Genomic DNA, 22,788 nt, shown 5'->3' on the forward strand with positions numbered 1-22,788 from the left:
GGCCTCCTTGAGGGACCCAGGGTCCCTCAAGGAGGCCTTCACGGACTTGGCAAACCACCGGCACTAGCCGACATTACATCTGTAATGTAGCCTCCTGACGCAAGGAGGTTCCGGATGAGCCGGTCCGAGACACAGGACGACGCTTCGGGCATGAAGCGGGCACTCCAGCGCGCGGCGGTCGAAGTCGTGGCGCGAGAGGGACTTCGCGGTCTCACCTATCGCGCGGCCGCCAGGGCGGCGGGCTGCACCACAGGCGCGGTACAGCACCACTTCTCGTCGATCGACGATCTCCTCCAGTCCTCTTTGGACTGGGTGCTCGAAGAAAGCGCGGAGAACGGTTTGATCGGCGCCCGCACCGGAGTGTTCGCCGACGGCGAGGAGATCCGGAAACGGTACCGGGACAGCGCGGAGATCCAGGTCTTCCAGTATCAGCTGGTCGTGGAATCGGCGCGGCGCCCGGAGTTGCGCCCGGTGCTCCGGCGGCTCTACCGCGGCTATCTCGACGCGGTCGGCAAAGAACTGGGAGCGGACGACGGTTTCGCGCAACTGGTCTTCTACGCCCTCGACGGGATGTTCCTGCACCAGGTCGCGGATCCGGACGTCGACCCCGGCCCCGCGCTCGGAGCACTGCACGCCGTGGTGGCGAGGCATCGATCGGAAGTCCACTAGAACGAAAAGGCAGTACCGCGGCCCGATGACACGCACCCCAGCGTGACACCGGTCCACGGTACTGCCTTTTTTCGTTGCAGGACAACAACTACACACTGTCCATTAAGGATCATCGGAACGCATTGGGTGTTGACTTAATCAACACTCGGGGGTCAGACTCGGCGCATCCCCGAAGCGAAAGGCTCATCCGATGCCCGACACCGCTGCCGCGACCTTGCTGATCGACGGTCACTGGCGTTCCGCCCCGGCGACGTTCGACGTCGTGGATCCGGCGAGCCTCGACGTTCTCGGCCAGGCGGCCGACGCGGAACCCGCCGACGCTCTCGCCGCGCTCGACGCCGCGTCCGCCGCCGCCCGCGGCTGGGCGGACACCGACGCGGAGACCCGCAGTGGTCACCTTCGCGCCGCGGCGGCGGAAATCCGCGCCCGTCAGGGCGAACTCGCGTCGTTGCTGAGCCGGGAGAACGGCAAACCCCTCGCGGAGGCCGCCGGTGAACTGGCGGGCGGCGCCCGGATGCTGGAGTGGGCCGCGGAAGAGGGCCGGCGCGCCTACGGCCGGGTCACCCCCGCCTCCGCGGCGGGCCCCGGCCTGGTGCTGCGCTCCCCCGTCGGGCCGGTCCTCGCGATCACGCCGTGGAACTTCCCGGCGAGCATGCTGCTGCGCAAGGTCGGGCTCGCCCTGGCCGCCGGTTGCCCGGTCATCGCCAAACCGGCCGAACAGACGCCGCTCATCGCCACCGCGCTGCTCGGCATCGTGCAGGCGACCGGCCTCCCAGCGGGCGTGCTGCAATCCCTGACGACGACCCGGCCCGCGGAGCTAGTGGGGGCGCTGCTGGCCGATCGCAGGCTGCGCAAGGTCAGCTTCACCGGTTCGACCGAGGTCGGCCTGGGCCTGCTGCGGCAGACCGGCGACACGCTTCGCCGGACGTCGCTCGAAATGGGCGGGCACTCCCCCGCGATCGTTTTCGCCGACGCCGACCTCGAAGCGGCCGCCACCGGCGTGGTCACCGCGAAGTTCTTCAACGCGGGCCAGAGCTGCACGGCGGTGAACCGGCTTTACGTCCACGAGAGCGTGCGGGACGACCTGCTCGCCCTGATCGAGAAGAAGACGGCCGCGCTACGGCTCGGACGCGGAGACGCCGAGGGCACCAAAGTCGGTCCGCTGATCGACGAAGCCGGGCTCGCGAAGGTCGAGAACCAGGTCGCCGACGCGGTGGCCAAGGGCGCCCGGGTCCTGGTCGGCGGGAGCCGCTGGGAGTCCGGCGACCCGGCACTGCGCGGTCACTTCTTCCAGCCCACGGTGCTGACCGGCGTCACCGCGGACATGCTCGTCAGCCACGAGGAGACGTTCGGCCCGGTGCTGGCCGTCGCCACGTTCACCGGCGACGACGAGGCGATCGACCTGGCCAACGCCACCGACTACGGGCTGGCCGCCTATCTGTTCGGCAGCGACCTGCGCCGCGTCTGGCGGGCGCTCGACCGGCTGGACTTCGGCGTGATCGGGGTCAACGATCCGGCCCCGGTACGCCCGGAACTGCCTTTCGGCGGCCAGAAGAACTCCGGCCAGGAACGCGAAGGCGGCGCCGAAGGAATCGAGTCCTACACCGAGACGAAAGCCGTGGCGCTGCGGTTCTGAGCGCGCCCGGGCAGAGAAAGGACTTCCATGACCAGCACCTCCGAACTCGCCGCCCTCGACCGGCGCACCCTCGTGCATCCGCACACCACGATCGGCGCCCCGGCCGAACCGCTCATCCTCGACCGCGGTGAAGGCGCGCTGCTGTGGGACACCGAAGGCCGCCGGTACGTCGACGGCACCTGCGGTCTGTGGCAGTGCCCGGTCGGTCACGGCCGGACCGAACTCGCCGACGTCGCCGCCGAGCAGATCCGCCGTCTGGAGTTCTACTCGTCCTTCGGTGACTACTCGAACGCACCGTCGATCCGTCTCGCCGAGCGGCTGCTGTCGCTCGCCCCCGCCGGGCTGGAACGCGTGTTCTTCACCAACGGCGGTTCGGAGGGCAACGAGACGGCGATCAAGCTCGCCCGCCTCGCCTTCCACCACGCCGGTTCCCCGGAGCGGACCGTGGTGCTGGCCCGGGCCGGCGGCTACCACGGTATGGGCGGCGCTTCGCTCGCCGCGACCGGGATCGAGGGCCTGCGCGCCGGATTCGGCCCGCTTCTGCCGGACGTGGAATGGCTGGGCAAGCCCCACGCCATCGAGCACGGACCGGACGCGGCCGACGTGCTCGTCGCGGAGCTGGAACAGCGCATCGCCGAGATCGGCGCGCATCGCATCGCCGCGTTCATCGGCGAACCGGTGCTGGGGGTCGGCGGAATGGTGCCACCGCCGGACGGGTACTGGCCGCGCGTGCAGGAAGTGTTGCGCCGCAACGGGATCCTGCTGATCGTCGACGAGATCGTGACCGCTTTCGGCCGGACAGGCCACTGGTTCGGCAGTCATCACTTCGGTATCGAGCCGGACATGATCGTCACCGCGAAGGGCATCACCAGCGGCTACGTCCCGATGGGCGCGGTGCTGATCGGCCGCCGGGTGCTCGACCTCGCCGACGGGGCCACGTTCCTGCACGGTTTCACCTACAACGGCCACCCCGTCGGCGCGGCGGTCGCGCTGGCGAACATCGACATCATCGAACGGGAGAACCTCCTCGAACGCGCCCGTGTGCTCGGCGCCCGCCTGCGCGAGCGGCTCGACCCGCTCACCGAGCTGGCCCACGTGCGCGAAGTCCGCGGAGTCGGGCTGATGCTCGGCATCGAGTTCACGGACGTGCCGACCGCGTCGGTGCAGTCCGGCTGCCGCGCGGACGGCGTCGTGGTCCGCGCCTCCGGCACCAGCATCGTGCTGTCCCCGCCGCTGGTCATCACCGAGGAGCAGATCGACACCCTGGCCGACGTGCTGTGCCGCCACGTCGCGGCCGCCGCGAGCTGAGCGGAGAAACCCATGAGACGCCGGATACCGACGCTGTTGTCCGCCGCGCTGACCGTCCCCCTGTTCGTCACCGGATGCGCCGTCTCCGAAGGCGGCCCGAATTCGCTCGTGTTCGTCTCCTACGGCCAGGGCGCGTACCAGGCGGGTCAGCGTTCGGCGTGGCTCGACCCGTACGAGAAGCGGACCGGGACCACGGTCACGATCGACGGCCCGTCGAGCAACGCCAAGCTGAAGGCGATGGTCGAGGCGGGCAAGGTCACCTGGGACGTCGTGGACACCGACGCCTCCGCGGCCGCCGCGGTCTGCGGCAGTCTCCTGGAGCCCGTCGACATGGGGCCGCTGGCGGCCGGCTTCCCGAAAGGATCGCTGACCGACTGCGGTGTGCCGGACGCCTTCTTCGGCATGATGCTGATGTACGACACCAAGGCCTACGGGGCCGATCCACCGTCCACAATGGCCGATTTCTTCGATCTCCGGGCGTTTCCCGGACGGCGGATCATCTACGGCGGCGACCCGAGTGTCGGGACGATCGAGGCCGCCCTGCTCGCCGACGGTGTCCCGCGGGACAAGCTTTATCCGCTCGACGTCCGCCGCGCGCTGTCGATGTACGACCGCATCCGGCCGGAACTCACCATCACCAGCACCTACGGCGACCAGCAGCAGCGCATGGCGGGCGGGCAGGCGGACATGGCGCTCATCGTCAGCGCCCGCGCGTTCTCGCTGCTGAAAGCGGGCGCGACGAACTGGAAGGTGGTGCCCGGCATTCCCGTCCCGGTGACCTGGGACGTGCTCGTCGTGCCGAAGGGGACACCGCGGGCGGAGGAAGCCAAACGGTTGATCCGGTTCGCCTCGGAACCGGCGCAGGCGGCTGCCTTCGCGGCCGCCGCGGGCGTCGGACCGGCGAACACCGCCGCACCGGCACCGAACACCCCGATCGGGCGAGAGCTCGACATCTGGGGCGACGAAAAGGAAAACCTGCGCGTCCTCAGCGACGTGCGCTGGTGGGCGGCGAACCGGACGGCGCTCGTCAAGGCCTGGTCGGACTGGAGGACCGGATGACCACCGTCAGAACCGCACGGCGGACCGGTTCCGCGACCTGGCTGCTGCTGCCCGCCGCGGCCGTGGTGCTCGTGTTCTTCTTCTACCCGCTCGCCGCGATCCTCTGGCGCAGCTTCACCGAGCCCGATTTCGGCGTCGGCAACTACCTGGCCGTGCTCGGGGACGAGGTGCAGATCCGGGTGGTGCTGCGGACCTTGCGGACCGCGTCGATCATCACCGTCACCACGCTGATCGTCGCCTACCCGTACGCCTACGCGATGACGCTGGTCGGGCGCCGGGGCCGCACGGTGCTGACGCTGCTGGTCCTGATGCCGTTCTGGACGAGCGTGATGGCCCGCAACTTCGCCTGGTACGTCCTCGAACAGCGGGGTGGGGTGATCGAGAAGGCGCTCGCCGCGCTCGGCGTCGACGGGGTGGTGCTCCTGGGCTCGGTGGCCGGGGTGACCGTCGCGATGGTGCAGGTGATGCTGCCGTTCATGGTGCTGCCGCTGCACAGTTCGATGTCCGGGATCGACCGGAGCCTGCTCCACGCCGCCGGCAGCCTCGGCGCGTCCCGTCCTGTCGCCTTCCTGCGGGTGTATCTGCCCTTGTCGATGCCCGGCGTCCTGGCCGGGGTGTCGGTGGTGTTCATCATGTCGCTGGGCTTCTACATCACACCGGCGCTGCTCGGCACGCCGCAGCAGGCGCTGGCCGCCCAGGTGATCGGCACCCAGGTCAACGACTTGCTGGACTTCGCCGGGGCCGGGGCGCTCGGGGCGATCCTGCTGGTCGTCACGCTCGTGGTGCTGGCCGTGCTCAGCCGGGTCGCCGCGCCGCTGGGCACCAGTGTGGCGGGAGGTGCCGACCGTGGCCAGTGATCCGTCCATCACGAGGGCCGCGCTCCGGCAGCGGACGCTCGGCTGGGGCTTGCGCGTGTGGGTCGTCATCGTCGGGTTCGTGCTCGTCGCCCCCACCCTCGTGGTGATCCCGATGAGTTTCGGCGCCGGTTCGACGTTCCAGTTCCCGCCGGACGACTGGTCGTGGCGCTGGTACGGCGAGTTCTTCGGCAGCAAGCAGTGGCTCGCCGCGCTGGCCAACTCGGTCCAGGTCGGCCTGCTGGCGGCGGTGCTCGCGACGGTCGTCGGGGTGGCGGCCGCGTTCGGTCTCGACCGCGCGCGGTTCCGCGGCCGGGGCGTCGTGCGGCAGCTGCTGATGGCGCCGATGATCCTGCCGGGGATCGTCGTCGCGGTCGCCGTCTACGGGGCCTTCCTGCGGTGGCAGCTCAACGGGACGATGCTCGGTTTCGTGCTGGCGCACGCCGTGCTGGGCGTGCCGTTCGTGCTGACCTCCGTGCAGACAAGCCTCGCCGGGTACGACCCGGTCGTGGAGAAGGCCGCCGCGAGTCTCGGCGCGTCGAAACTCACGACACTGCGCAAGGTCGTGCTGCCGAGCATCGCTCCCGGCGTGATGTCGGGCTTCGTGTTCGCCTTCGCGACCTCCTTCGACGAGGTCGTGGTCGCCCTCTTCCTGCAAACCCCCGCCATCAAGACCTTGCCGGTGAAGATGTACGAGTCGATCGTCCTGGAGATCGACCCCACCATCGCCGCGGCGTCGAGCCTGATCGTCGTGTTCACCACGATCCTGCTGTTCGTGCCCCTGTTCCTGCGCCGACGGAGCCACCATGACTGACGACCACCGCGGTATCACCACCGCGCACGTGACCAAGGCGTACGCGGGCATCGGGCGTCCCGCCGTGGACGACGTCTCGCTGCACATCGCCGACGGCGAGTTCATGACCTTCCTGGGACCGTCGGGCTCCGGCAAGACGACGATGCTGTCGATGATCGCCGGCTTCACCCCGCTCACCGCGGGTTCGATCACCCTGGACGGGCAGGAGATCTCGCGGCTCAAACCGCACCGGCGGGATCTCGGGGTGGTGTTCCAGCAGTACGCCCTGTTCCCGCACATGTCGGTCGCCCGCAACGTCGCGTTCGGGCTCGCCCAGCGCAAGCGGCCGAAGGCGGAGATCAACCGCCGCGTCACCGAGGTACTGGAACTGGTCGGTTTGTCCGCGGTCCGGGATCGCTTGCCCCGTCAGCTTTCCGGCGGCCAGCAGCAGCGGGTCGCGCTGGCCCGCGCCGTGGTCTACCAGCCACGGGCGCTGCTGATGGACGAGCCGCTGGGCGCGCTGGACAAGAAGCTGCGCGACCAGTTGCAGCGCGAGATCGCCCGGATGCACCGCGAGCTGGGGATGACGTTCCTGTTCGTCACCCACGACCAGCAGGAGGCGCTCACCCTGTCCGACCGGATCGCGGTGTTCAACGAGGGCCGGATCGAGCAGGTCGGCACGCCGGAGGATCTTTACGAGCGCCCGGAGACGTTGTTCGTCGCGCAGTTCGTCGGCGAGTCCAACGCCCTGTCCCTCACGCCCGGCGAGGTCACGATCGTGCGGCCGGAGCGGCTGAAGTTGTACACCCGCGCCGACCCGGTCCCTCCCGGGCACCAGCGCGTCAGCGCCCAGGTCACCGACATCGTCTACGTGGGCGACCACAGCCGGATCTGGCTGCGGTACGCCGACGGCGCGCGCGGCTGCGCGGTGCTGTCCGCGGGCACGGCACACGGACACCGTCCCGGTGAAGACGTCGTCGTGGCCTGGCATCCGGACCATCAGGCGGCCGTCCCGGCCGGGGAAAGGGCGGCGGTATGACTTCCGATCTGCTCCTGCGCGGCGGTCTCGTGCGCACCTTCGACGCCGAATTCGGGAACGCCACGGCGATCCTGCTTTCCGGCGGGCGCGTCGTCGCCGTCGGGGACGACGAAACGGTCTCCGCCGCGGCCGCTCCCGGCACGCCGTCGGTCGACCTGCGGGGACGCGCCGTCCTGCCGGGGATCAACGACGCGCATCTGCATCTGGCCTGGTACGCCTCGTCCGGGCCGGAGTTCTGCGTGAACCTCGCCGCCGCGGCCTCCCTCGCCGAGGTTCGCCGGGCGCTTGGGTCCGCGCCGCCGGGTGAATGGATCGTCGGCCGTGGCTGGCGTGAGACCACCATCGCCGAGTTCTCGGACGGCCGCGCCGAGCCGTCGCGGGCCTGGCTCGACGAGGTGACCGGGAACCGGCCCACGGTGCTGCACCACGCGTCGTCCCATTCGATCTGGGTCAACAGCGCCGCGCTGGAGCGGGCCGGGATCACCGCGGGGACACCGGATCCGGCGGCGGGCGAGATCCTCCGGGACACCGCCGGGGAACCGACCGGGATCCTCGTGGAGAGCGCGCAGGAACTCGTGGCCGGGCTGCTGCCCCAGCCGAGCCGGGACGAACGGCTGGACGCGACCGCGCGCACGATGGCCCGGCTGAACCGGATCGGCGTCACCAGCGTCACCGACCCGATCGTCCCGCCCGGGCTGTGGCAGGACTACCGGGATCTGCGCGCGGCGGGCCGGATGACGCTGCGGGTGACCGCGCTGCTGCACTGGAATTGGCCGTCTCCCACGACTTCCGCGGCCGACCTCGCCCGGGCGCTCGACAGTACGGAACTGGGTGCCGGGGACGATCTGCTGCGCATCGGCGGGATCAAACTGTTCGCCGACGGCGTCCCGACGCATTGCACGGCCTGGATGCACCGGCCGTATCCCGGCGGCGGGCACGGAGGTCTCGTCACGGCCGGGTCCGGTGATCCGGAACAGGTGCGGGAGCTGCACGAACTGATCGCCGTGGCCCAGCGGCGCCGGGTCCGCGTGCAGGTCCACGTGACCGGGGATCGGGCGGCCGATGCCGTCGTCGACGCCATCGAGGCCGCCGAGGCAGCCGACCCGTGGCCGGACGCGCGGCACGTGCTCATCCACGGCACGTTCCTGTCGCCGGAAGTGCACGAACGCCTGGCCCGGACCGGGACCGGCGTGATCACCAGCTCGCTCATGCGGACGTTCAGCGGCCCGTCGATGGTCAGGATCGTGGGTGAGGACCGCTGGCGTGAGGCCTTCCCCGCCCGGACGCTGCTCGACCACGGCGTGGTGGTCGCGGACAGCTCGGACGCCCCGGTGACCGAACCCGACTGGCGCCGCGGGGTCGCCACCTTCACGGGCGAGCCGGGGCCCAACCCGTTCTCCCTGCTCTCGTCGGAGCAACGGCTCGACAGGGAGGAAGCGCTGCGGCTGTGGACGACCGGCCCGGCGTGGCTGGAACACGCCGAGGGCCGCAAGGGGACGCTGGCGCCCGGCCGGCTGGCCGATCTGGCCGTCTTCGACCGCGATCCACTGACCGCGGCTGGGCGGGACTTGCTCGATGCCCGTTCGGTGCTCACCGTGCTCGGCGGCCGCGTCGTGTCCGAAGTGGACTGATTCGCAGTGCCCTGCTGCGCCGGCGCGCCGTCAACTTCGCCGTAACGGGCAGCACGATCCTCGCGACCATCTTGGCAAGCGTCACCACCCAAGGTCGGAGGACACGTGGAGTTCCCGGACATACCCGACCCGGACGCGGCCTGGGAAGCGCTGCTGAAATCGATATTCGGCCCGGCGAGCATCGTCGTCTTTTTGTTCCTCGCCATCAAATGGGCGCTCGCCTGGTACGAGGCGGCACAATCGGCGATCAAAATCGGCCGGTCGGCACGATCGGTCATGGTTCGCGTGTTCGCTCGTCTGTCGGCGACGCCGGCGGGCAACCGGTGGACAGGCATCGTGATGACCGCCGCGATGCTCGCGTTGCAGGCATGCTGGCTCGCTTTGGCCTTCATGGTGGGCAGTGTTCTGTCCATGGGTGTCGGCCTGTCAGCAGGTGGCGAAGTGGACATATCCAAGATCAGTCTCGGCGAATTCCTGGGCATGCTTCACTACGACTGGCTCTCTGGCGGATACACCGGATTGTGTCTCCTCGCGCTCATCCACTCCTATCGAACGGTGCGAACGCGGGACAAGAACAATGGTCTCGCCACCGTCCTGGCCTTGCCGGCGATTCCGTTCGCGCTCTTCGGGACACTCGGCGCCGCATTGATCCTGGTGGACTACCTCGCCCTGGTCAACGTCTACTCGAACGTCTTCACCACAGGCCAGGTGGTGCTCGCCTTCGTCATAGGCGCCACCGCCATCGCGTACTACGGCGCGTGCGTCGCCGCCTTGAACGCTCCGATCCTGATCGCCCGGTTCTGGCGGCAGGCGTCGAGAGAACGGGACGTTCCACGACCCTAATGCCTATGAGTTTCAGCCAGCCGACGCAGGATGTCCCGCGCTTCGTCGCGACATAGTTCGCTCCACAGGGCCAGCTTGCGGGCAGCCCGCGCACGGACATGGACCGGAACATGCGCGCTTCGCGCCAACTCAAGTACGACGACACTGGCAGCTTCACGTTGATCGCGACGCAACCGCATCAGCGCTTCGGCGGACCGTAGCCGCGCCACTGGCCCCAGGTCGCGGTCACCAGCCATGCGGCGTAGTGATGGCACGGCCTCTGTGCTGTCCAGCTTACCCAGCCTCAAAAGGACCTGTACGCGTTGCAGCGGACGTTCTGCCTCGCTCAACATCCGCAACCAGTGCAAGGCTGCATTCACTTCGGTCGGGCGGTGTCGAGCGAGCGCATGTGCCGCTTCGGCTCTGGTGATGATCGGCAACTTTTCGTCGATCATGATCTGCTCGAGTTTCTCGACCGCCTGCGCGCGGCCCGCGAGGCCGAGCTCGGCTAGTTCCTTCGCAGCCCGGCATCGCATGGCGGGCCGCGCCGAAAAATCTCCGGCACTCGCAGACAGTATTCGAGCTGCCGCGGCTCGGTCCTCGACCGCATACCGGGCCAACCGGCTCGCTATCTCACAGCGGATATGAGTCGCGCTTTGGGAATCTTCCCTGATGGCTCGCAGCTCGTCGAGTCCGCTGAACTCGCGAAGTGCGAAAAGGGAGGTGACGCGGTTCAAGTCGGACTGCTGACGGCTCGATGCGATCTCTCGGAGAAATTCAAGTACCGGTTCAGACAGGGCCGCCCCCACGACATGGAGGACCAGAGCGGCGGCCAGGCGTCTACCCTGTTGCTCGGCACCATCGATGACGATACGTTCTCGAGACTCCGCCACCTCACGCCACCACGGGCCACCGAACCCCGCGAGAGCCACGAGGGCGTCGAACCCACTGTTATCCGCTCTGGTCGAGATCTTACGGAGAGTTTCCACCGCTTCGGGGATGAGGCGCGGCACGAGTTGCCCAAGGTTTTTCGCGGCCTCGACCCGTTCGCCTCGGCTGAATTCAATCTCTGTGCATACTTCACGTAACGCGGCTTCAACGTGGGGCGCGTAGGTCTCACCATCGCGTAGGACGTTGCCGGGAAGACGATCCTTGATAGGTACCGTATGATCGGCCAGTAGTTCGAGCCAGGTCGCATGCTGAATCGGGCCCTGCAGTCGCCTGGCGGCAGATATGAGGTCATCGGCATCGGCTTCAGGATGGTAAAACATGGCGGCAGCGAACCCGCTCAGCTGGTCGGACCGCAGATCATTGAGGTCACGGAGTTGCCTCGCGCAGTAAAACTGATCTGATGCGCTCACTCGCGGATCAGACAGTAATCTGCGCACGACGGTGACCGAGAACTCCCAGCGAGAACGGTCGAGCAGAACCAGTTGCTCCGCCGCGTAACACCTCTCATCGGGCGGTTCACATTCGTCTGCCGTAACCGTGCCGAAGAACGCGATCGCTTCGTCACGAGCCGACGCGGAGACCTCGGCCCAGCTCGTCATCGCGTCCGCGCGAACCCACAGGTTCAGGTAAGGATCGGCCGCCTGGTGGCGTAGCTCGCCTTCTGCGACTTCGGCAAGGTCTGGCGCTACGGCGGCAAGAAGACTCGCAGCCGTCTCCCTGTCCCCGCGTAGCCTGTTCCGATCATTGACCGTGGCCTTGAGCAGAGGCAGCACATCTTCGCCGAGACGCTCAAGGCCGAGAATCACGTCACGCGAGGCGCCCTCTTCGCCGGCCATGTCGCGCAGTACGGCGATGGCAGTGGCTGTGCAGTCGGTCGACAGGGTGCCCAGGTCGACGGCGGCCGAACAGCGGATACTCGCGGGAGCGGAGTCGTCGGACACGATCGTGGCGAGAGCGGCGATGACGTCCGGCGAGTCAGCGCATCCGAGCTCGATCAAAGCCGTTGTGGCCTGACGGGCCTCGACTGTGCCGAGGTCAGGATTCGACAGAAGTGCGCGCACCTGTGCCGCGATCATCGCGGCATGACTGCCGCCCGCGTCGACGAGCTTTCTCGTGACGAGATCGACGCGCAGCAAGGCACCTCCGGCCTGGTGACGAAGGATCTCCAGCAGGGTGCGCACCGCGACCTCGGCGAAGCCATCCGTTCGCCGGACGAAGTACCCGGCGGCCATGGTCCGAGTCCAGGCACTTTGTTTCGAGTCCTGCATGAGCTCGGACAATCTGTCACGTGCGAGCCGGGCGGGGGAAGAGGACAACAGGGTTGCCGCGTTGAACAACGTGCTCGCGGTAACCGCGGGTGAACGAGCCGCCTGGTGTATCGCTTGGTCCACGAAATCGGAGTACCGCCGACCTAGTGCATTGAGTGTGCGGCAGGCGTTGATGACGACATTCGGATCACGATCTGCCTGCACGATCACAAGGAGAGCGTCTGCGACCTCGGCATGAAGTTCAGTGCCCAGGCCGAGCAGCTCGTCGGCAGCCCAACACCGCGCCTCGGCTTCCGCATCGGAGTCATGCAGGATGGCACGGAGCCCTTCAACGGCGTCGGCACGGTGCTGGGCGCCGAACTCGGCGAGTTGGCTGAGTGCTCGGGCACGCTCGATTCCCCCGGCGAGCGGATCATCTGTGACTCGTCGCAGTTGCGCCGTCGCCACATCGTGAAACTCGGGCCCCAGTCGCGCGAGTCCTTGTGCGGCCGACAGGATGGCCGTCGTCTCCGGAGCCGGGCCGGCCAGTGTGGACATCAGACAGTCGGCTGCTTCACCGTGGAATTCGAACCCTAGACCAGCCAGCGACTCCGCGTACTTGGCGAGGGCGACGCGACTGGTGCCGGGCTCAGCCGTCATGGCCCGGAGGTGTCCGGCCGCCGCCCTCAAGTACTGCGGGCCCATCCTGGCCAGCGTCCTCGCTGCCTCAGCTCGCTCGAAATAGTACAGATCGCGGTTGTTCACCAGATCGGTCAAGGCGTTAACGGCTTCGGCGAGATGGTCGGACCCGAGCGCGGCGAGCCCGATGGCCGCAGCCTCACAGCCCACGGTGGTGCGGGAGCGGCTGTGAAGTACCTGTCGAAATACTTCTGCGCTCCGTTCGTGGAACTCGGTGCCGATCTCGACCAGCCCTGCCGCCAACTCGACTCGTTCGGCGTTCCGGGTCGCAGGGTCGGCAAGCCGTTCGATGAGTGCGCGACTCGCCTTCGCGTAGCCGTCCCGGCTGACACCGGCCAGTACTACAGCGGCTTCCTTCCGGCGGTATGGCTCTGTCAGGGGATCGTCGAGGACCGCCTCCAGGCCGCGCTCGGCCGAAGTTCTTTCGGTCGGCCCGCATTGCGTCAATGCTTCGGCTGCCGCGAGGCGTGGCGCGACCGGCACGGCGATGTCTTCGGTGACCGTACACAGTAGGTCGACTGCCTCACTCCGGCACGGATTCGGCATCCTGACAGCCAGCGCGGCCGCGGAATCCACGCGGGAGCGCCACGGCATGGCTTCGTCGCGCATCAGGTCGATCAGCCAGGCCGTCAAGCCCGGATGATAGGTGGCACGACAGACTTGGTTGAGTATCTCGCCTGCGGTGTATCGGACGATGGTCGCCCATTGCCTTGCGGTGACGAGGAAGTCGTCGATCACGTCGGAGCTCGCTGGAACGTGCTGGGCGATCAACCGAGCGGCGATCAGTTGCTCCGCTGCCGTACCGGCGTGCAGCCGGATGATCAGGGGATCAGCCTGATCACGGTGCAAATGTGTGTAGTGCAGGAGTACCGCGCGGGCCAGCCGGCCGGCTTCTTCTTGGCGGGCGGCGTGCAGCAGCCGGCGGAAGTCCTCGTGCTCCGGATCGAACCGCTCAGGCAGCAGCCGCGCCTTCCCGGTCGCCGCGAGGTGCTCGGCGAAGCTGTGGTGCAGGAATTGGAGATCATCGCTCCGGCGAACCAGCAGTCCGGTGGAGCCGAGGTAGGCCGACAGCTCGTCCGTCCAGCCCAACGGCAGGTCGGCGGTCCGCTCCTCGACCCAATCCCGTGCGGCCACCGACAAGGACGTGTCAGCTTCCAACCGGACCAATCCGAGATGCTCCAGCAGCCCGGTGCCCATCCGATCGAACTGCCCCGGTGGCAGAGTGCGGCCGGAGCGCAAGAACTCCATGTACGACTCGTAGAGGGCGTACCGGTTGTCCGGCAGCGGCCTGCTCCGGTGCTGCTCGAAGATGATCGCCGCGATCGTGGCGAGCAGCGGCAAGCGGATGAGTTCGCCCAGGTGCGCTTGCCGGACCTCGTGCAGGAAGCGCGCGGTCGTGTCCGGCTCGGTGAACCAATGCCCGGCGAAGTCACGGAACGCGGCGTCATCGAACGGCTGTAGCTCGTAATGGGCGGCCGCCCGTTGCAGAGGTGCGAGGGTGGCGCCTTCGAGCGGGCGCGTCGTCAGAACGACGCGATAGGGCGAGTCGTTCGCGTGCAGCGCGAGCGCCTTCACGAGCCTGTGCCGTGCTACCGGGTCGGCGACTTCGTCGAGTCCGTCGATCATGAGCAGCCAGCGGCAGCCGACGACCCGTGCGGCGAGCAGGTCCGCGGTGATCACCGTGGTCAAAAGCGAGCCGAACTCGACCAGCACGCAGGCTGCCAAAGCTTGCGGGAATGGCAGTTCCAGCTGTGCCGCCAGCACACGGGCGGTCAACCGCAACGGCAGGACCGGTTCGGTCAACGGGATCGGGCCATCACCGTTCAGGTGTAGCCACTTGGTCGCGATCTCGGCGGTCAAGCGGAGCGAGAGCGTCGATTTGCCTTGACCCGGACCACCGGTGATGACGAGATGCTCGTGGTCGTCCAGCGCTTGACGAACCGCACGTGACGGCGGCCGAACGGTCAACCGCGGAACCGGCGGTGCCGGCAGGAAGAGGATCCCTCGCTCGTCCAGCACGGGCTCGGGTCGAGGCTCTACTTGCGCGTCCTCGATACCGCTGCCCAGTTCTTGGCGAACGTAGACCGTGGCCAGCGACGTCGCCCGGGCGCCGGGAAGACGATAGGGCATGTCCGTCGCCGTCTCGATCTGCGCTCGCAAGAGCGAGCGGACCTCGGCCGTCGGAACGCTCAGTGCCGTCCACGAATCCGGCACCGGATACCGGGCCTGCTTCTCCGCCTGGATGCGTTGCCGTCGCCCCTCGCACGCCGCCTGCCACAGTTCGACAGCCCTGTCCCGTTCCATGGCCAACGCTGTGACCAGGTTGTCCAAGGTCGGCCTGGTGGGCAGATAGCGGCCGGCGCAGACCTCGGAGATCTTGGGCCTCGACATTCCGACCTGCCGGGCAACCCATTCCTGGCTGACCCGGGCCGCGGCACGGTGGCGCTCGACCTCGGACGCGAACGCTCGTTCCTGCGCCGACGGTTCCACTGGCCGCTCCCCTTGATACGTCCCCAGCGTTGTTCCGTAAAGCGTCCCCCACTCTGGCGGGACCACGGACGAACGCTTCACGCTAGCAACACGAAATGGCTGTGGCGACGACCTTGGGAGCAACACGATGACGGTTACCGTAGTGATCAGCGCGCTCGCGGGGATCGGCGTGATCGCCGGCCGGACGACACGGGCAGCCGTTCTGGTCGTGTTGTCCTGCCTGGCTTTACGTGGTACCACGCCGAACGAGCGCAAAGCCATTCTCCGCGAACTGGCACCGCTGTTCGCATCTGGCATGGGATCTCGACGCACGCCGAGGCGGCTCACCGCACGTGACAGCTCTCAGTCCGACTGACCGGGCGCACCGGCGTCCATCAGTCGGGAGTGAGGATCTCCGCCAGCCGGAGGGTGTCTTCGAGGTAGCGCTCGTAAGGGAAGCCGGCCGCGACGAGCGCCGCGCGGAACTCGTCGTAGAGCGGCTTCCCGGCGGCGTGGAAGGCTTTCCGGCCGGATTCGGTGAGGCGGACCAGCCGTCGCCGCGCGTGTTCGGGGTCGACGTCGATCCGCACCAGGCCGTCCGCTTCGAGTGGCCGCAAGGCCCGGCTGATCGCCGGATCGGACACCGACAGCGCCTGCGCGAGCCGATGCTGCGTCGCCGGTTCGACCTCCTCCAGCGTGCCCAGAAGGCGTATCTGACTGTAGGTCAGCCCGTCGAGGTCATCGGTACGCCTCCGGGTCGCCTCGCCCATCAGCATGACCACGCGGTGCAGCAAGTCTGCGAGTCCGTCGTCCACGAGCCTCACCATACCAGAGTGTTGACAGGTTAATATTAACTAGTTAAGACTGGAGGCATGGACAACCTCTCATACCTCGCCCAATCCGCCTTCCCCCTGGTCTGGGTCGTGGTGCCCGCCATCGGCGCCGCCATCCGGGCCCGCCACGCCGCGTCCCCGCGCGAACGGCTCGAGATCTGGCAGCGCTGGTGGGCCATCGGCGCCTTCGGCTGCGGCAGCCTCTGGATGACGGTCGCCTTCCTCGCCTTCCCGGACGTCATGGCCACGGCGATCGGCTTCGACCGGACGCCCTTCATGTTCGAGATCGCCTTCGCCAATCTCGGCATGGCCATCCTGGGCTTCCGGGCCGCCTCGGCGTCCGCGCGGGAACGCATCACGATCGGCATCGCCGGCGGGATGTTCCTCTGGGGAGCCGTGATCGGCCACGTCTACCAGTGGTTCGCCAACGGTGACCACGCCCCCGGCAACACCGGCGGGGTCCTCGTCACCGACATCCTGCTCCCGGCGGTCATGATCATCCTGGCCGTGCGGTCCCGGCGATTCGAGTCCGCCCCACGACCGGCCGCGGAAATCGCCGCCTGAGACCACGGAAGCCGGCTCTCACCATGAAACCCCAGACCGACGACCCGATCGCGAAGTCCGCCGCCGAGCGGCTCACCATCTTCGCCGACGCGGTGATCGCGATCGCGCTCACCTTGCTGGCCCTGGAACTCCCGATCCCGCACGGCGACACCACCGAGGCCATGCTGAGCTCGGTGTCGGATCACGGCAAGGAGTACGTCGCCTTCGCGCTCAGCTTCGTGGTGATCGCCGCCCATTGGCGCGCCCACCACGAGATCTTCCCCTACGTTCGCTCACTGGGCGGCCGTCTGATCAGCCTCAACCTGGTCTGGCTGTTCATGCAGGTCCTGATGCCGTTCGCGACACGGGTGCTCACCGCCGACGGCGCGTTCGCACCCCGGTTCGGCTTCTACGCGCTGGTACAGGTTCTGGCGTCGGCGTCGTTCGCGATGATCATCCGGGAGGTCCGGCGCGAACACCTCTACCGGACCGAAGACCCGCCCAGGGTGTTCGCCCAGAGCCTGACGCGCAGCGTCTGCCTGACCGCGGTGTTCGGGATCTCCATTCCCGTGGCGTTCCTGACCGGCGGCACCGGCGCCTACCTGTGCTGGCTCGCGGCACCGATCGCACTCGCCGTCGCCCGCCGGGTCCAGGACCGCAGACCGCCCGGAGCCTGACCGATGCCGCGAGATTGGTGTGTTTTGACCGGCCGGATGGGACTTTCGACCCTCGAAGCAGGTCCGAGGGATACGTCATCGTGGAGCAAACCCGAGTGGGCCGCCCGAATACCGAGGTGAGCGTCATGCGCGCGGATACCGATTCCCGTCTCGGGCTCGACGACGTACGGCAGGTCGAAGCCGACACGAGCAGGTTCCGGGCGCTGGACTACCGCTACGGCGGTGGCCGGTGCGCGGACGCCGTGGCGGCCCACCGGATTTCGGCATCGCGACTGCTTGCCAGGGACTGCGGCGATTCCGTGCGGCGGCGGTTGTGCACCGCGCTGGCGGATCTGACGAACCTGGTGGGGTGGACCGCTTTCGACGCGGGCCGCGCCGATCTCGCGCACGCCGCGTTCGACGGCGCGCTGTCCCTGGCGAGCGCGGCCGAAGACGACGTACTGGTGTCGAACATCTGCTACCGCAAGGGACGGGTGTTCCTGCACCACGGCCGATCCCGCGCGGCGCTCGGCGCGTTCCGGCGCGGCGAGCGAGCGGCCGAGTCCGGCGGCTCGCCGCTGATGCTGAGTGTGCTGCGCGCGAACATGGCCTGGGCGTACGCGCAACTCGGTGACAGCGGGCAAGCGACCCGCCGGCTGAGCCGGGCGCGGGCGGCGTTCGACGCAGCCGACCCGGCCGACGTCCCGCCGTATGCGGCGTTCTTCGGCGAGACCGACCTCACGGCGATGGCCGGGACGGTGCACAACGAACTCGCCGCCACCGCGGATCCCTCCCACGCCGGCGCGGCGATCAGCGAGCTGACCGACGTCGTCGCGTCTTATCCGCGCGAGATGGCGCGCAGCAAGGCGTTCTGCCTGACGATGCTGGCCACGAGCCACCTCGTCGACGGCGACGCCGATCGTTCGGTGGAGGTGGCCGACTCGGTGCTCGCCGGTGCGGCGAGTTTGAACTCCGCCCGCCTCACGGACCGGCTGCGCCCGCTGTGGGCGCAGGCGCACCTACGCCGGGCCAACGCCGACGCGCGCGATCTGGCCGACAGGATCGCGGATCTCCGAACCGCGGCGTAGCGACTATCCGGGCGTGACGCCGTAGCGCTCGCGGTCACGCGTCTTGTCTCGTTCGCCGCTTCGATCACCACGTCGTCGCGCTGCCACCGAACTGCTCGCCGCTCACCGGGTGATGCCCGCCTCACGGAGCCGCCTGGTGGCGCGGACGTCGACGCTGACCCTGGCCGGCGAGCCACCCGGCGCCGTACCGCCCCCGGTGAACGCGGCCGCGAGCACGGCGACGAGGAGCAGCGGCATCAGCACCGTCCTGATCAGCATCGCCCAAGGTGCCTTCTTGCCGATCCGGCCGCCGTCCGCGGCGCGCGTGAGCCTGGTGCCGGTGAGCACCGCGCCGAGCGCGCGACCGTTGCCGAAACACAGGCCGTACAGCAACGGCACCACGAACAGGATCGCCAGGACGGCCAGGGCGATCACCCCGTTGTCGAGGTTCACCGACAGATCCACGAGCGCCAGCACGAGGACGCCCACTCCCACACCGAGTACGAACACGACGAAATCGACCAGCCAAGCGAAAGACTGCGCCCAGAAGCCGGCCTCCACATAGGACATTCCGTCGCCGAAGGTCGCCACCCGCTTGGCGGTTCGCGGGCCGAACACCTGCTCAGCCCGGTCCTTGGCACTGCCGTGCCGGACCGGCGGCCGGCCCTGGACGGTCATGATCCACTCCCCCGTCGGATACGTTCCCGCGAACGTACCCGAGACGCCCTGCGCACACTGTGGTCCGTTCGGCCCCTTGACGCACCGGAATCCGATCAGAGCCAGTCCGCCTCGATACCCCGTGCGCGCAACGTTTCCAGCGCCTCGTCGTTGCCCGTGTAGAGCAGCGTCATCGACTTCAGGTTGGGGAAGTGCCGCACGTCGGCGAACTCGTCGACGTCGAAGAGCCCGTCCTCGCCGTCCCAGTTCGGCGCGATCTCCAGGTAGATCTCGTTGCCGCCGTCCATCTCGATCTCGGTGATCTTCTCCGCGAGCTCGACAGGGACTTCGAGCGCCTCGAAGTAGGCCAAGGCCTCAGGCACCGCCTCGACGCTTCCGCCGTCGTAGCTGAAGCCCTGCTCGGCGGCGTACTCCCGCAGGGTGAACCGCGGAAGCAGGTCCTGGTTGTACATCAGCTCTTGAACGACGGAGAGCTTGAAGTTGCGGTCGGTGAAAGAGATCGACTGGTTCATACCCGGACCTTATAGACGACGGAGTCCGGCCACATCGAGAACCCGCGAGTTCGGGGCGCCGCACGTCCTGCTCACCCGTTGCGGCGGCGCGACTGACACTCACCCGCGAGGACGAGACCCGGACTCCGGCCGGGCGTCCTCTGTGGACTCCACCTGCTTCCCGGCGTCGTTCTGACGGCGTGGTGGCTCCGACCGCGCGATCGCACTCGGCCGACCGAGTGCAGTAAATGCACGGTCGGCCATGATACGCACTTTCCGATAACGATATCGGACGAGATCACGGAATTCGATCAGGCCGGGTTTTTCAACGAGAAGAACCAAGCCGGTACGGTGAACGGGCGTGAACGGATATGCCGAACGCCGGTTCACGACGCGTGAGTATCGGATGAAGACCGTTCATCGGATCGTCCTTCCCCCGAAGGGACCTTGACAGTACGACACCGTTGGCTTTCCACGTGTCCGGGACGACGCGTTCGCGATCTGTGTCCCCGTTCCGCCGTCCGGCCCAAATCCAGCCTCCTCGCCTGGCGGCATTTCTCCCTTGTCACCCGATTGCTGGTCCTCTCCCACGACAAGAAGCGAGAAGATCCATGCCGGACCGCGACGAAAGAGGATTCGACGAAAAAATGAGTACCGACGTCGCCGCGGCGGTCGGTTCGACGGATCGCCCGAGCGAGCGACCCTGTTCTCGGCGAATGCGGGCGCCGCCCGGCCCGGGCCGACCGCACGGCCCGGGGCCACGCCGGGCACCCGTCAAATACCCCAAGGGGAACCATGAACCGCGTCACCACGCTCGTAGTAGACGATCAGCCCCTCATCAGATACGCGCTCAGCAGGCTGCTGCGGGATTCGGCAGGGGTGGAGGCGGTGACCGAAGCCGCGAGCGAGCCGGAAGCGTTGTGGCAGTGCGAAAAGAGCCATCCCGACATGGTCATAACCGAGCTGTCGATCTGGGGTGAGCCCGCCGGGACCGCGATCTGCCGGTTCGTCAAGGAACACTTCGAGCACTCGGCCGTCCTGGTCTTCGCCGGTGACGCCTCACCCGCGGCCATCGCCACGGCGCTGAACGCGGGCGCGGACAGCTTCGTGCACAAGTCGGCCAGCTGCGGCCAGGTGATGTCGGCGGTACGCTCCACCCTCGCCGGGCAGCGTGTGTGCCTGCAAGCCGGTGGAACCCCGCCGGCGGTCACCGAAGCCGTGCAGTACGCAAGTGTGATGACCAGGCGGGAGGAGGAGATCCTCGCGCTGATCCTCTATCGGTGGTCGAACGACGAGATCGCCGAAGAGCTGCACCTCGCGACGCAGACGGTGAAGAACTACGTCAGCCGGATCCTCCAGAAGCTGGGCTTCGGCAGCAGGCGGGACCTGTTCCGGGCACTGCGTTTCCGGCCGGGCGGCAGCCCGCTGCCACAGCTGGAGACCACGCACGAACGCGAGTTGTACATCGCGGACCGCCTTGCCGGGTACCGGGGCTAGGCCGGCCGGGTGAGCGGCGTACCGGAAGTACCAAGACCCGATCAGGTTCGGTACCCGCCGTATCCTGTGGCGCCGAGATCGTTTTTCTAGCGTTGCAGTCATGACGATGCCAGGTTCCCTGCTCCTGATCTTCGTACTCGCCGGAACCCCTGCTCCGGATACCGTCCGGGCTTCGTCGGTCAAGATCCATGAAGTACTCGGCGGCCCGGCGGGCTACATCGACCTGCACAACACCGGCGCCGCCACGATCGACATCGGCGGCTGGTCCGTTCAAGCGTGCACGGGCGCGGCGGCGCCCGTCGAATTGGCCACCATGCCGGCCGGGAGCGAGATCCCCGCCGGTGAACACTTCCTCATCACCGGACAGGGCTTCGGCGGAACAGTGCAGCAGCTGGTCGTCGAGGCGATCGTCGGGGACGGTGAGATGCTCCTGGACCGGCGCGGAGCCCGGATCGACAGCGTCGGATGGGCGCCGTCGTCTCCCTGCCGCGAGAACCAGGCCGCCGTCTCCTGCCCCGGTTTCGCCCAGGCGAGGGATGCCGTCAGCCGCGACACGGACAACAACAAGACCGACTTCGGCTGCATACTCCCGATCGACTGAGGGCCCCGTTCGCCAGTCCGGTTTCAAATCCGCTCGCGAGTACCAGAAAGGTGCGGTCGTGACCGCGAACAGCAACCGCGGGGACGCGACCCCGCTGTGCGAACTTCTCACTGAACAAAGAATCGCGAAAGGCTGGTCACAATGTGACCTGGTCGCGAGATTGCATACCCTCTCCGGAAACGACAGCGTCACCCGGGAAGAGGTTTCTCGCTGGGAGCGCGGAAAACGCATTCCCGGTCCGTACTGGCGGCAATGGCTCGGCGACGTGCTGGACACGTCCAGCCGCGAGCTCGAACTCGCGGCCGCGGTCGCGAGAAGACGGCGAAGGAAAGACTCACCCGAGCGCCGGTGGACAATTATCGAATGACGGGAAAGTACCGGAAAACTGGCCCCTTCCCGACGAGACCCCCGCCATCGGATGATTGTCAGGTCGGCACGGAAGCGACAGATTCCGGTCCGGCGAAATCCCCCGACAAAAGAGTTGAAAGGAAACTCCCGTGCGACGAATTCTGGGCGCTTCGGCGGTATTCGCGATGTTGGCGATGGGTATGGCGGGCGGTGTCGCGAACGCGGCCGGTGAGACCGAGGGCACCGAGGTCGCGCCGCTCGTCTCGTCCACCGTGGTCGTCAACGAGGTTTCGACCCGCGGCCTGAACGGCCAGCTCGACGAGTTCATCGAGCTGCGCAACATCTCGAGCCAGCCGCAGGACATCAGCGGCTACCTGGTCCGCATCTACTCGCCGGCGGGCATCCTGACCGACACGATCGTCATGCCGGCGGGCACGATTCTGCAGCCGAAGGGCACCGCCGGCCAGTACGTGGTGCTCGTCGGGCAGAACTTCTCCGGCACCATCGCCGACCAGACGAACGTCGTCCCGTTCACGCTGGCGAGCGTCGAAGGCATCCCGACCACCGGTGGCGTCACGGTGCAGAACCTGGCCGGCACGAAGCTCGACGGTGTCGCCTTCAGCAACGCGGTCCTTCCCGCTCGTGAAGGCCAGGCCGCGATTCCGGAGAACGCCACCACCGACCAGCTCAACGCGTCGAACACCCGGAACATCCTGAGCACCGACACCGACAACAACCGGCAGGACTTCTCGCTGCAGCTGCGCAGCGCGGGTCAGTGAGCCGACCCCTCTAGACCGGGCCCGGGCCGCCGTCGGCGGTCCGGGCCTTTCCATGGCGGTATCTCGCCAACGGCGACTTACCGCCAGCGAGAAACATGTCATTCCGGGAACTCCTGCC

21 protein-coding genes are annotated in these 22,788 nt (G+C 67.9%); 17 read left to right on the forward strand and 4 right to left on the reverse strand.

Features of this window, described 5'->3' with window-relative positions:
* Nucleotides 1-114 precede the first annotated feature (114 nt).
* From ACFWMR_RS30625 to ACFWMR_RS30665, 9 genes are all read left to right on the forward strand, one after another.
* The gene (locus tag ACFWMR_RS30625) at nt 115-669 is read left to right on the forward strand and encodes a TetR/AcrR family transcriptional regulator (RefSeq protein ID WP_093933079.1); all 555 of its coding nucleotides are present in this window, start codon (nt 115-117) and stop codon (nt 667-669) included.
* 190 nt (nt 670-859) lie between these two features.
* Entirely contained in the window at nt 860-2,305 is a 1,446-nt protein-coding gene (locus tag ACFWMR_RS30630) for an NAD-dependent succinate-semialdehyde dehydrogenase (protein ID WP_378380889.1), read from the forward strand.
* Between the two features lie 27 nt (nt 2,306-2,332).
* Entirely contained in the window at nt 2,333-3,613 is a 1,281-nt protein-coding gene (locus tag ACFWMR_RS30635; protein WP_378380890.1) for an aminotransferase family protein, read from the forward strand.
* Nucleotides 3,614-3,625: 12 nt separating this feature from the next.
* Complete coding sequence (locus ACFWMR_RS30640) at nt 3,626-4,672, forward strand: extracellular solute-binding protein (protein WP_378380891.1); 1,047 nt, start codon at nt 3,626-3,628, stop codon at nt 4,670-4,672.
* On the forward strand, nt 4,669-5,529 hold the full coding sequence (locus tag ACFWMR_RS30645) for an ABC transporter permease (RefSeq protein ID WP_093933088.1): 861 nt from the start codon (nt 4,669-4,671) through the stop codon (nt 5,527-5,529). Before ACFWMR_RS30640 ends, ACFWMR_RS30645 begins: the two co-directional genes overlap by 4 nt.
* Nucleotides 5,519-6,340 (forward strand): ABC transporter permease, encoded by an 822-nt coding sequence (locus tag ACFWMR_RS30650; RefSeq protein ID WP_093933075.1) that lies wholly within the window; start codon nt 5,519-5,521, stop codon nt 6,338-6,340. The genes ACFWMR_RS30645 and ACFWMR_RS30650 overlap by 11 nt, the downstream gene beginning before the upstream one ends.
* Nucleotides 6,333-7,358 (forward strand): ABC transporter ATP-binding protein, encoded by a 1,026-nt coding sequence (locus ACFWMR_RS30655; RefSeq protein WP_378380892.1) that lies wholly within the window; start codon nt 6,333-6,335, stop codon nt 7,356-7,358. The genes ACFWMR_RS30650 and ACFWMR_RS30655 overlap by 8 nt, the downstream gene beginning before the upstream one ends.
* A complete protein-coding gene (locus ACFWMR_RS30660) occupies nt 7,355-8,989 on the forward strand; it encodes an amidohydrolase (protein ID WP_378380893.1) in 1,635 nt (544 codons plus the stop codon). The genes ACFWMR_RS30655 and ACFWMR_RS30660 overlap by 4 nt, the downstream gene beginning before the upstream one ends.
* A 105-nt stretch (nt 8,990-9,094) precedes the next feature.
* Complete coding sequence (locus ACFWMR_RS30665) at nt 9,095-9,832, forward strand: hypothetical protein (RefSeq protein WP_378380894.1); 738 nt, start codon at nt 9,095-9,097, stop codon at nt 9,830-9,832.
* On the opposite strand, the gene ACFWMR_RS30670 is transcribed toward ACFWMR_RS30665, so the two are convergent.
* Nucleotides 9,829-15,198, reverse strand: a complete 5,370-nt coding sequence (locus ACFWMR_RS30670; protein ID WP_378380896.1) for a helix-turn-helix domain-containing protein — start codon at nt 15,196-15,198, stop codon at nt 9,829-9,831. The two genes, ACFWMR_RS30665 and ACFWMR_RS30670, sit on opposite strands and share 4 nt — an antisense overlap.
* 127 nt (nt 15,199-15,325) lie before the next feature.
* On the opposite strand from ACFWMR_RS30670, the gene ACFWMR_RS30675 reads away from it, so the two are divergent.
* The gene (locus ACFWMR_RS30675; protein WP_378380897.1) at nt 15,326-15,553 is read left to right on the forward strand and encodes a hypothetical protein; all 228 of its coding nucleotides are present in this window, start codon (nt 15,326-15,328) and stop codon (nt 15,551-15,553) included.
* Between the two features lie 19 nt (nt 15,554-15,572).
* Here ACFWMR_RS30675 and ACFWMR_RS30680 read toward each other — a convergent pair whose 3' ends face one another.
* Complete coding sequence (locus tag ACFWMR_RS30680) at nt 15,573-15,992, reverse strand: MarR family winged helix-turn-helix transcriptional regulator (RefSeq protein WP_378280364.1); 420 nt, start codon at nt 15,990-15,992, stop codon at nt 15,573-15,575.
* Nucleotides 15,993-16,049: 57 nt separating this feature from the next.
* Between ACFWMR_RS30680 and ACFWMR_RS30685 the strand changes: the two genes are divergently transcribed.
* The 3 genes from ACFWMR_RS30685 to ACFWMR_RS30695 all read left to right on the forward strand — a co-directional run bounded on the left by ACFWMR_RS30685 (nt 16,050) and on the right by ACFWMR_RS30695 (nt 18,297).
* A complete protein-coding gene (locus ACFWMR_RS30685) occupies nt 16,050-16,574 on the forward strand; it encodes a DUF6790 family protein (RefSeq protein WP_093933072.1) in 525 nt (174 codons plus the stop codon).
* A gap of 23 nt (nt 16,575-16,597) precedes the next feature.
* Nucleotides 16,598-17,230 (forward strand): TMEM175 family protein, encoded by a 633-nt coding sequence (locus ACFWMR_RS30690; RefSeq protein ID WP_378380898.1) that lies wholly within the window; start codon nt 16,598-16,600, stop codon nt 17,228-17,230.
* A gap of 125 nt (nt 17,231-17,355) precedes the next feature.
* Complete coding sequence (locus tag ACFWMR_RS30695) at nt 17,356-18,297, forward strand: hypothetical protein (protein WP_378380899.1); 942 nt, start codon at nt 17,356-17,358, stop codon at nt 18,295-18,297.
* A gap of 102 nt (nt 18,298-18,399) precedes the next feature.
* On the opposite strand, the gene ACFWMR_RS30700 is transcribed toward ACFWMR_RS30695, so the two are convergent.
* A complete protein-coding gene (locus ACFWMR_RS30700; protein WP_378380900.1) occupies nt 18,400-18,954 on the reverse strand; it encodes a hypothetical protein in 555 nt (184 codons plus the stop codon).
* Nucleotides 18,955-19,049: 95 nt separating this feature from the next.
* Nucleotides 19,050-19,466 (reverse strand): DUF6892 domain-containing protein, encoded by a 417-nt coding sequence (locus ACFWMR_RS30705; protein ID WP_378380901.1) that lies wholly within the window; start codon nt 19,464-19,466, stop codon nt 19,050-19,052.
* Between the two features lie 774 nt (nt 19,467-20,240).
* Between ACFWMR_RS30705 and ACFWMR_RS30710 the strand changes: the two genes are divergently transcribed.
* From ACFWMR_RS30710 to ACFWMR_RS30725, 4 genes are all read left to right on the forward strand, one after another.
* A complete protein-coding gene (locus tag ACFWMR_RS30710; protein ID WP_378380902.1) occupies nt 20,241-20,942 on the forward strand; it encodes a response regulator transcription factor in 702 nt (233 codons plus the stop codon).
* Between the two features lie 100 nt (nt 20,943-21,042).
* Nucleotides 21,043-21,543, forward strand: coding sequence for a lamin tail domain-containing protein (locus ACFWMR_RS30715; protein ID WP_378380903.1), 501 nt, complete (start codon nt 21,043-21,045; stop codon nt 21,541-21,543).
* Between the two features lie 58 nt (nt 21,544-21,601).
* Entirely contained in the window at nt 21,602-21,910 is a 309-nt protein-coding gene (locus ACFWMR_RS30720) for a helix-turn-helix domain-containing protein (protein ID WP_093933065.1), read from the forward strand.
* Between the two features lie 130 nt (nt 21,911-22,040).
* Nucleotides 22,041-22,670 (forward strand): lamin tail domain-containing protein, encoded by a 630-nt coding sequence (locus ACFWMR_RS30725; protein WP_244199592.1) that lies wholly within the window; start codon nt 22,041-22,043, stop codon nt 22,668-22,670.
* The last annotated feature ends 118 nt before the right edge of the window (nt 22,671-22,788 follow it).

The organism is Amycolatopsis thailandensis (genome assembly GCF_042723255.1).
GTDB lineage: Bacteria > Actinomycetota > Actinomycetes > Mycobacteriales > Pseudonocardiaceae > Amycolatopsis > Amycolatopsis thailandensis.

Bases quoted from the DNA above. Each gene is read 5' to 3' on its own strand.
- ACFWMR_RS30625 (WP_093933079.1), top strand. From the start codon at position 115: ATGAGCCGGTCCGAGACACAGGACGACGCTTCGGGCATGAAGCGGGCA.
- ACFWMR_RS30630 (WP_378380889.1), top strand. From the start codon at position 860: ATGCCCGACACCGCTGCCGCGACCTTGCTGATCGACGGTCACTGGCGT.
- ACFWMR_RS30635 (WP_378380890.1), top strand. From the start codon at position 2,333: ATGACCAGCACCTCCGAACTCGCCGCCCTCGACCGGCGCACCCTCGTG.
- ACFWMR_RS30640 (WP_378380891.1), top strand. From the start codon at position 3,626: ATGAGACGCCGGATACCGACGCTGTTGTCCGCCGCGCTGACCGTCCCC.
- ACFWMR_RS30645 (WP_093933088.1), top strand. From the start codon at position 4,669: ATGACCACCGTCAGAACCGCACGGCGGACCGGTTCCGCGACCTGGCTG.
- ACFWMR_RS30655 (WP_378380892.1), top strand. From the start codon at position 6,333: ATGACTGACGACCACCGCGGTATCACCACCGCGCACGTGACCAAGGCG.
- ACFWMR_RS30660 (WP_378380893.1), top strand. From the start codon at position 7,355: ATGACTTCCGATCTGCTCCTGCGCGGCGGTCTCGTGCGCACCTTCGAC.
- ACFWMR_RS30675 (WP_378380897.1), top strand. From the start codon at position 15,326: ATGACGGTTACCGTAGTGATCAGCGCGCTCGCGGGGATCGGCGTGATC.
- ACFWMR_RS30685 (WP_093933072.1), top strand. From the start codon at position 16,050: ATGGACAACCTCTCATACCTCGCCCAATCCGCCTTCCCCCTGGTCTGG.
- ACFWMR_RS30690 (WP_378380898.1), top strand. From the start codon at position 16,598: ATGAAACCCCAGACCGACGACCCGATCGCGAAGTCCGCCGCCGAGCGG.
- ACFWMR_RS30695 (WP_378380899.1), top strand. From the start codon at position 17,356: ATGCGCGCGGATACCGATTCCCGTCTCGGGCTCGACGACGTACGGCAG.
- ACFWMR_RS30700 (WP_378380900.1), bottom strand. From the start codon at position 18,954: ATGACCGTCCAGGGCCGGCCGCCGGTCCGGCACGGCAGTGCCAAGGAC.
- ACFWMR_RS30705 (WP_378380901.1), bottom strand. From the start codon at position 19,466: ATGAACCAGTCGATCTCTTTCACCGACCGCAACTTCAAGCTCTCCGTC.
- ACFWMR_RS30710 (WP_378380902.1), top strand. From the start codon at position 20,241: ATGAACCGCGTCACCACGCTCGTAGTAGACGATCAGCCCCTCATCAGA.
- ACFWMR_RS30715 (WP_378380903.1), top strand. From the start codon at position 21,043: ATGACGATGCCAGGTTCCCTGCTCCTGATCTTCGTACTCGCCGGAACC.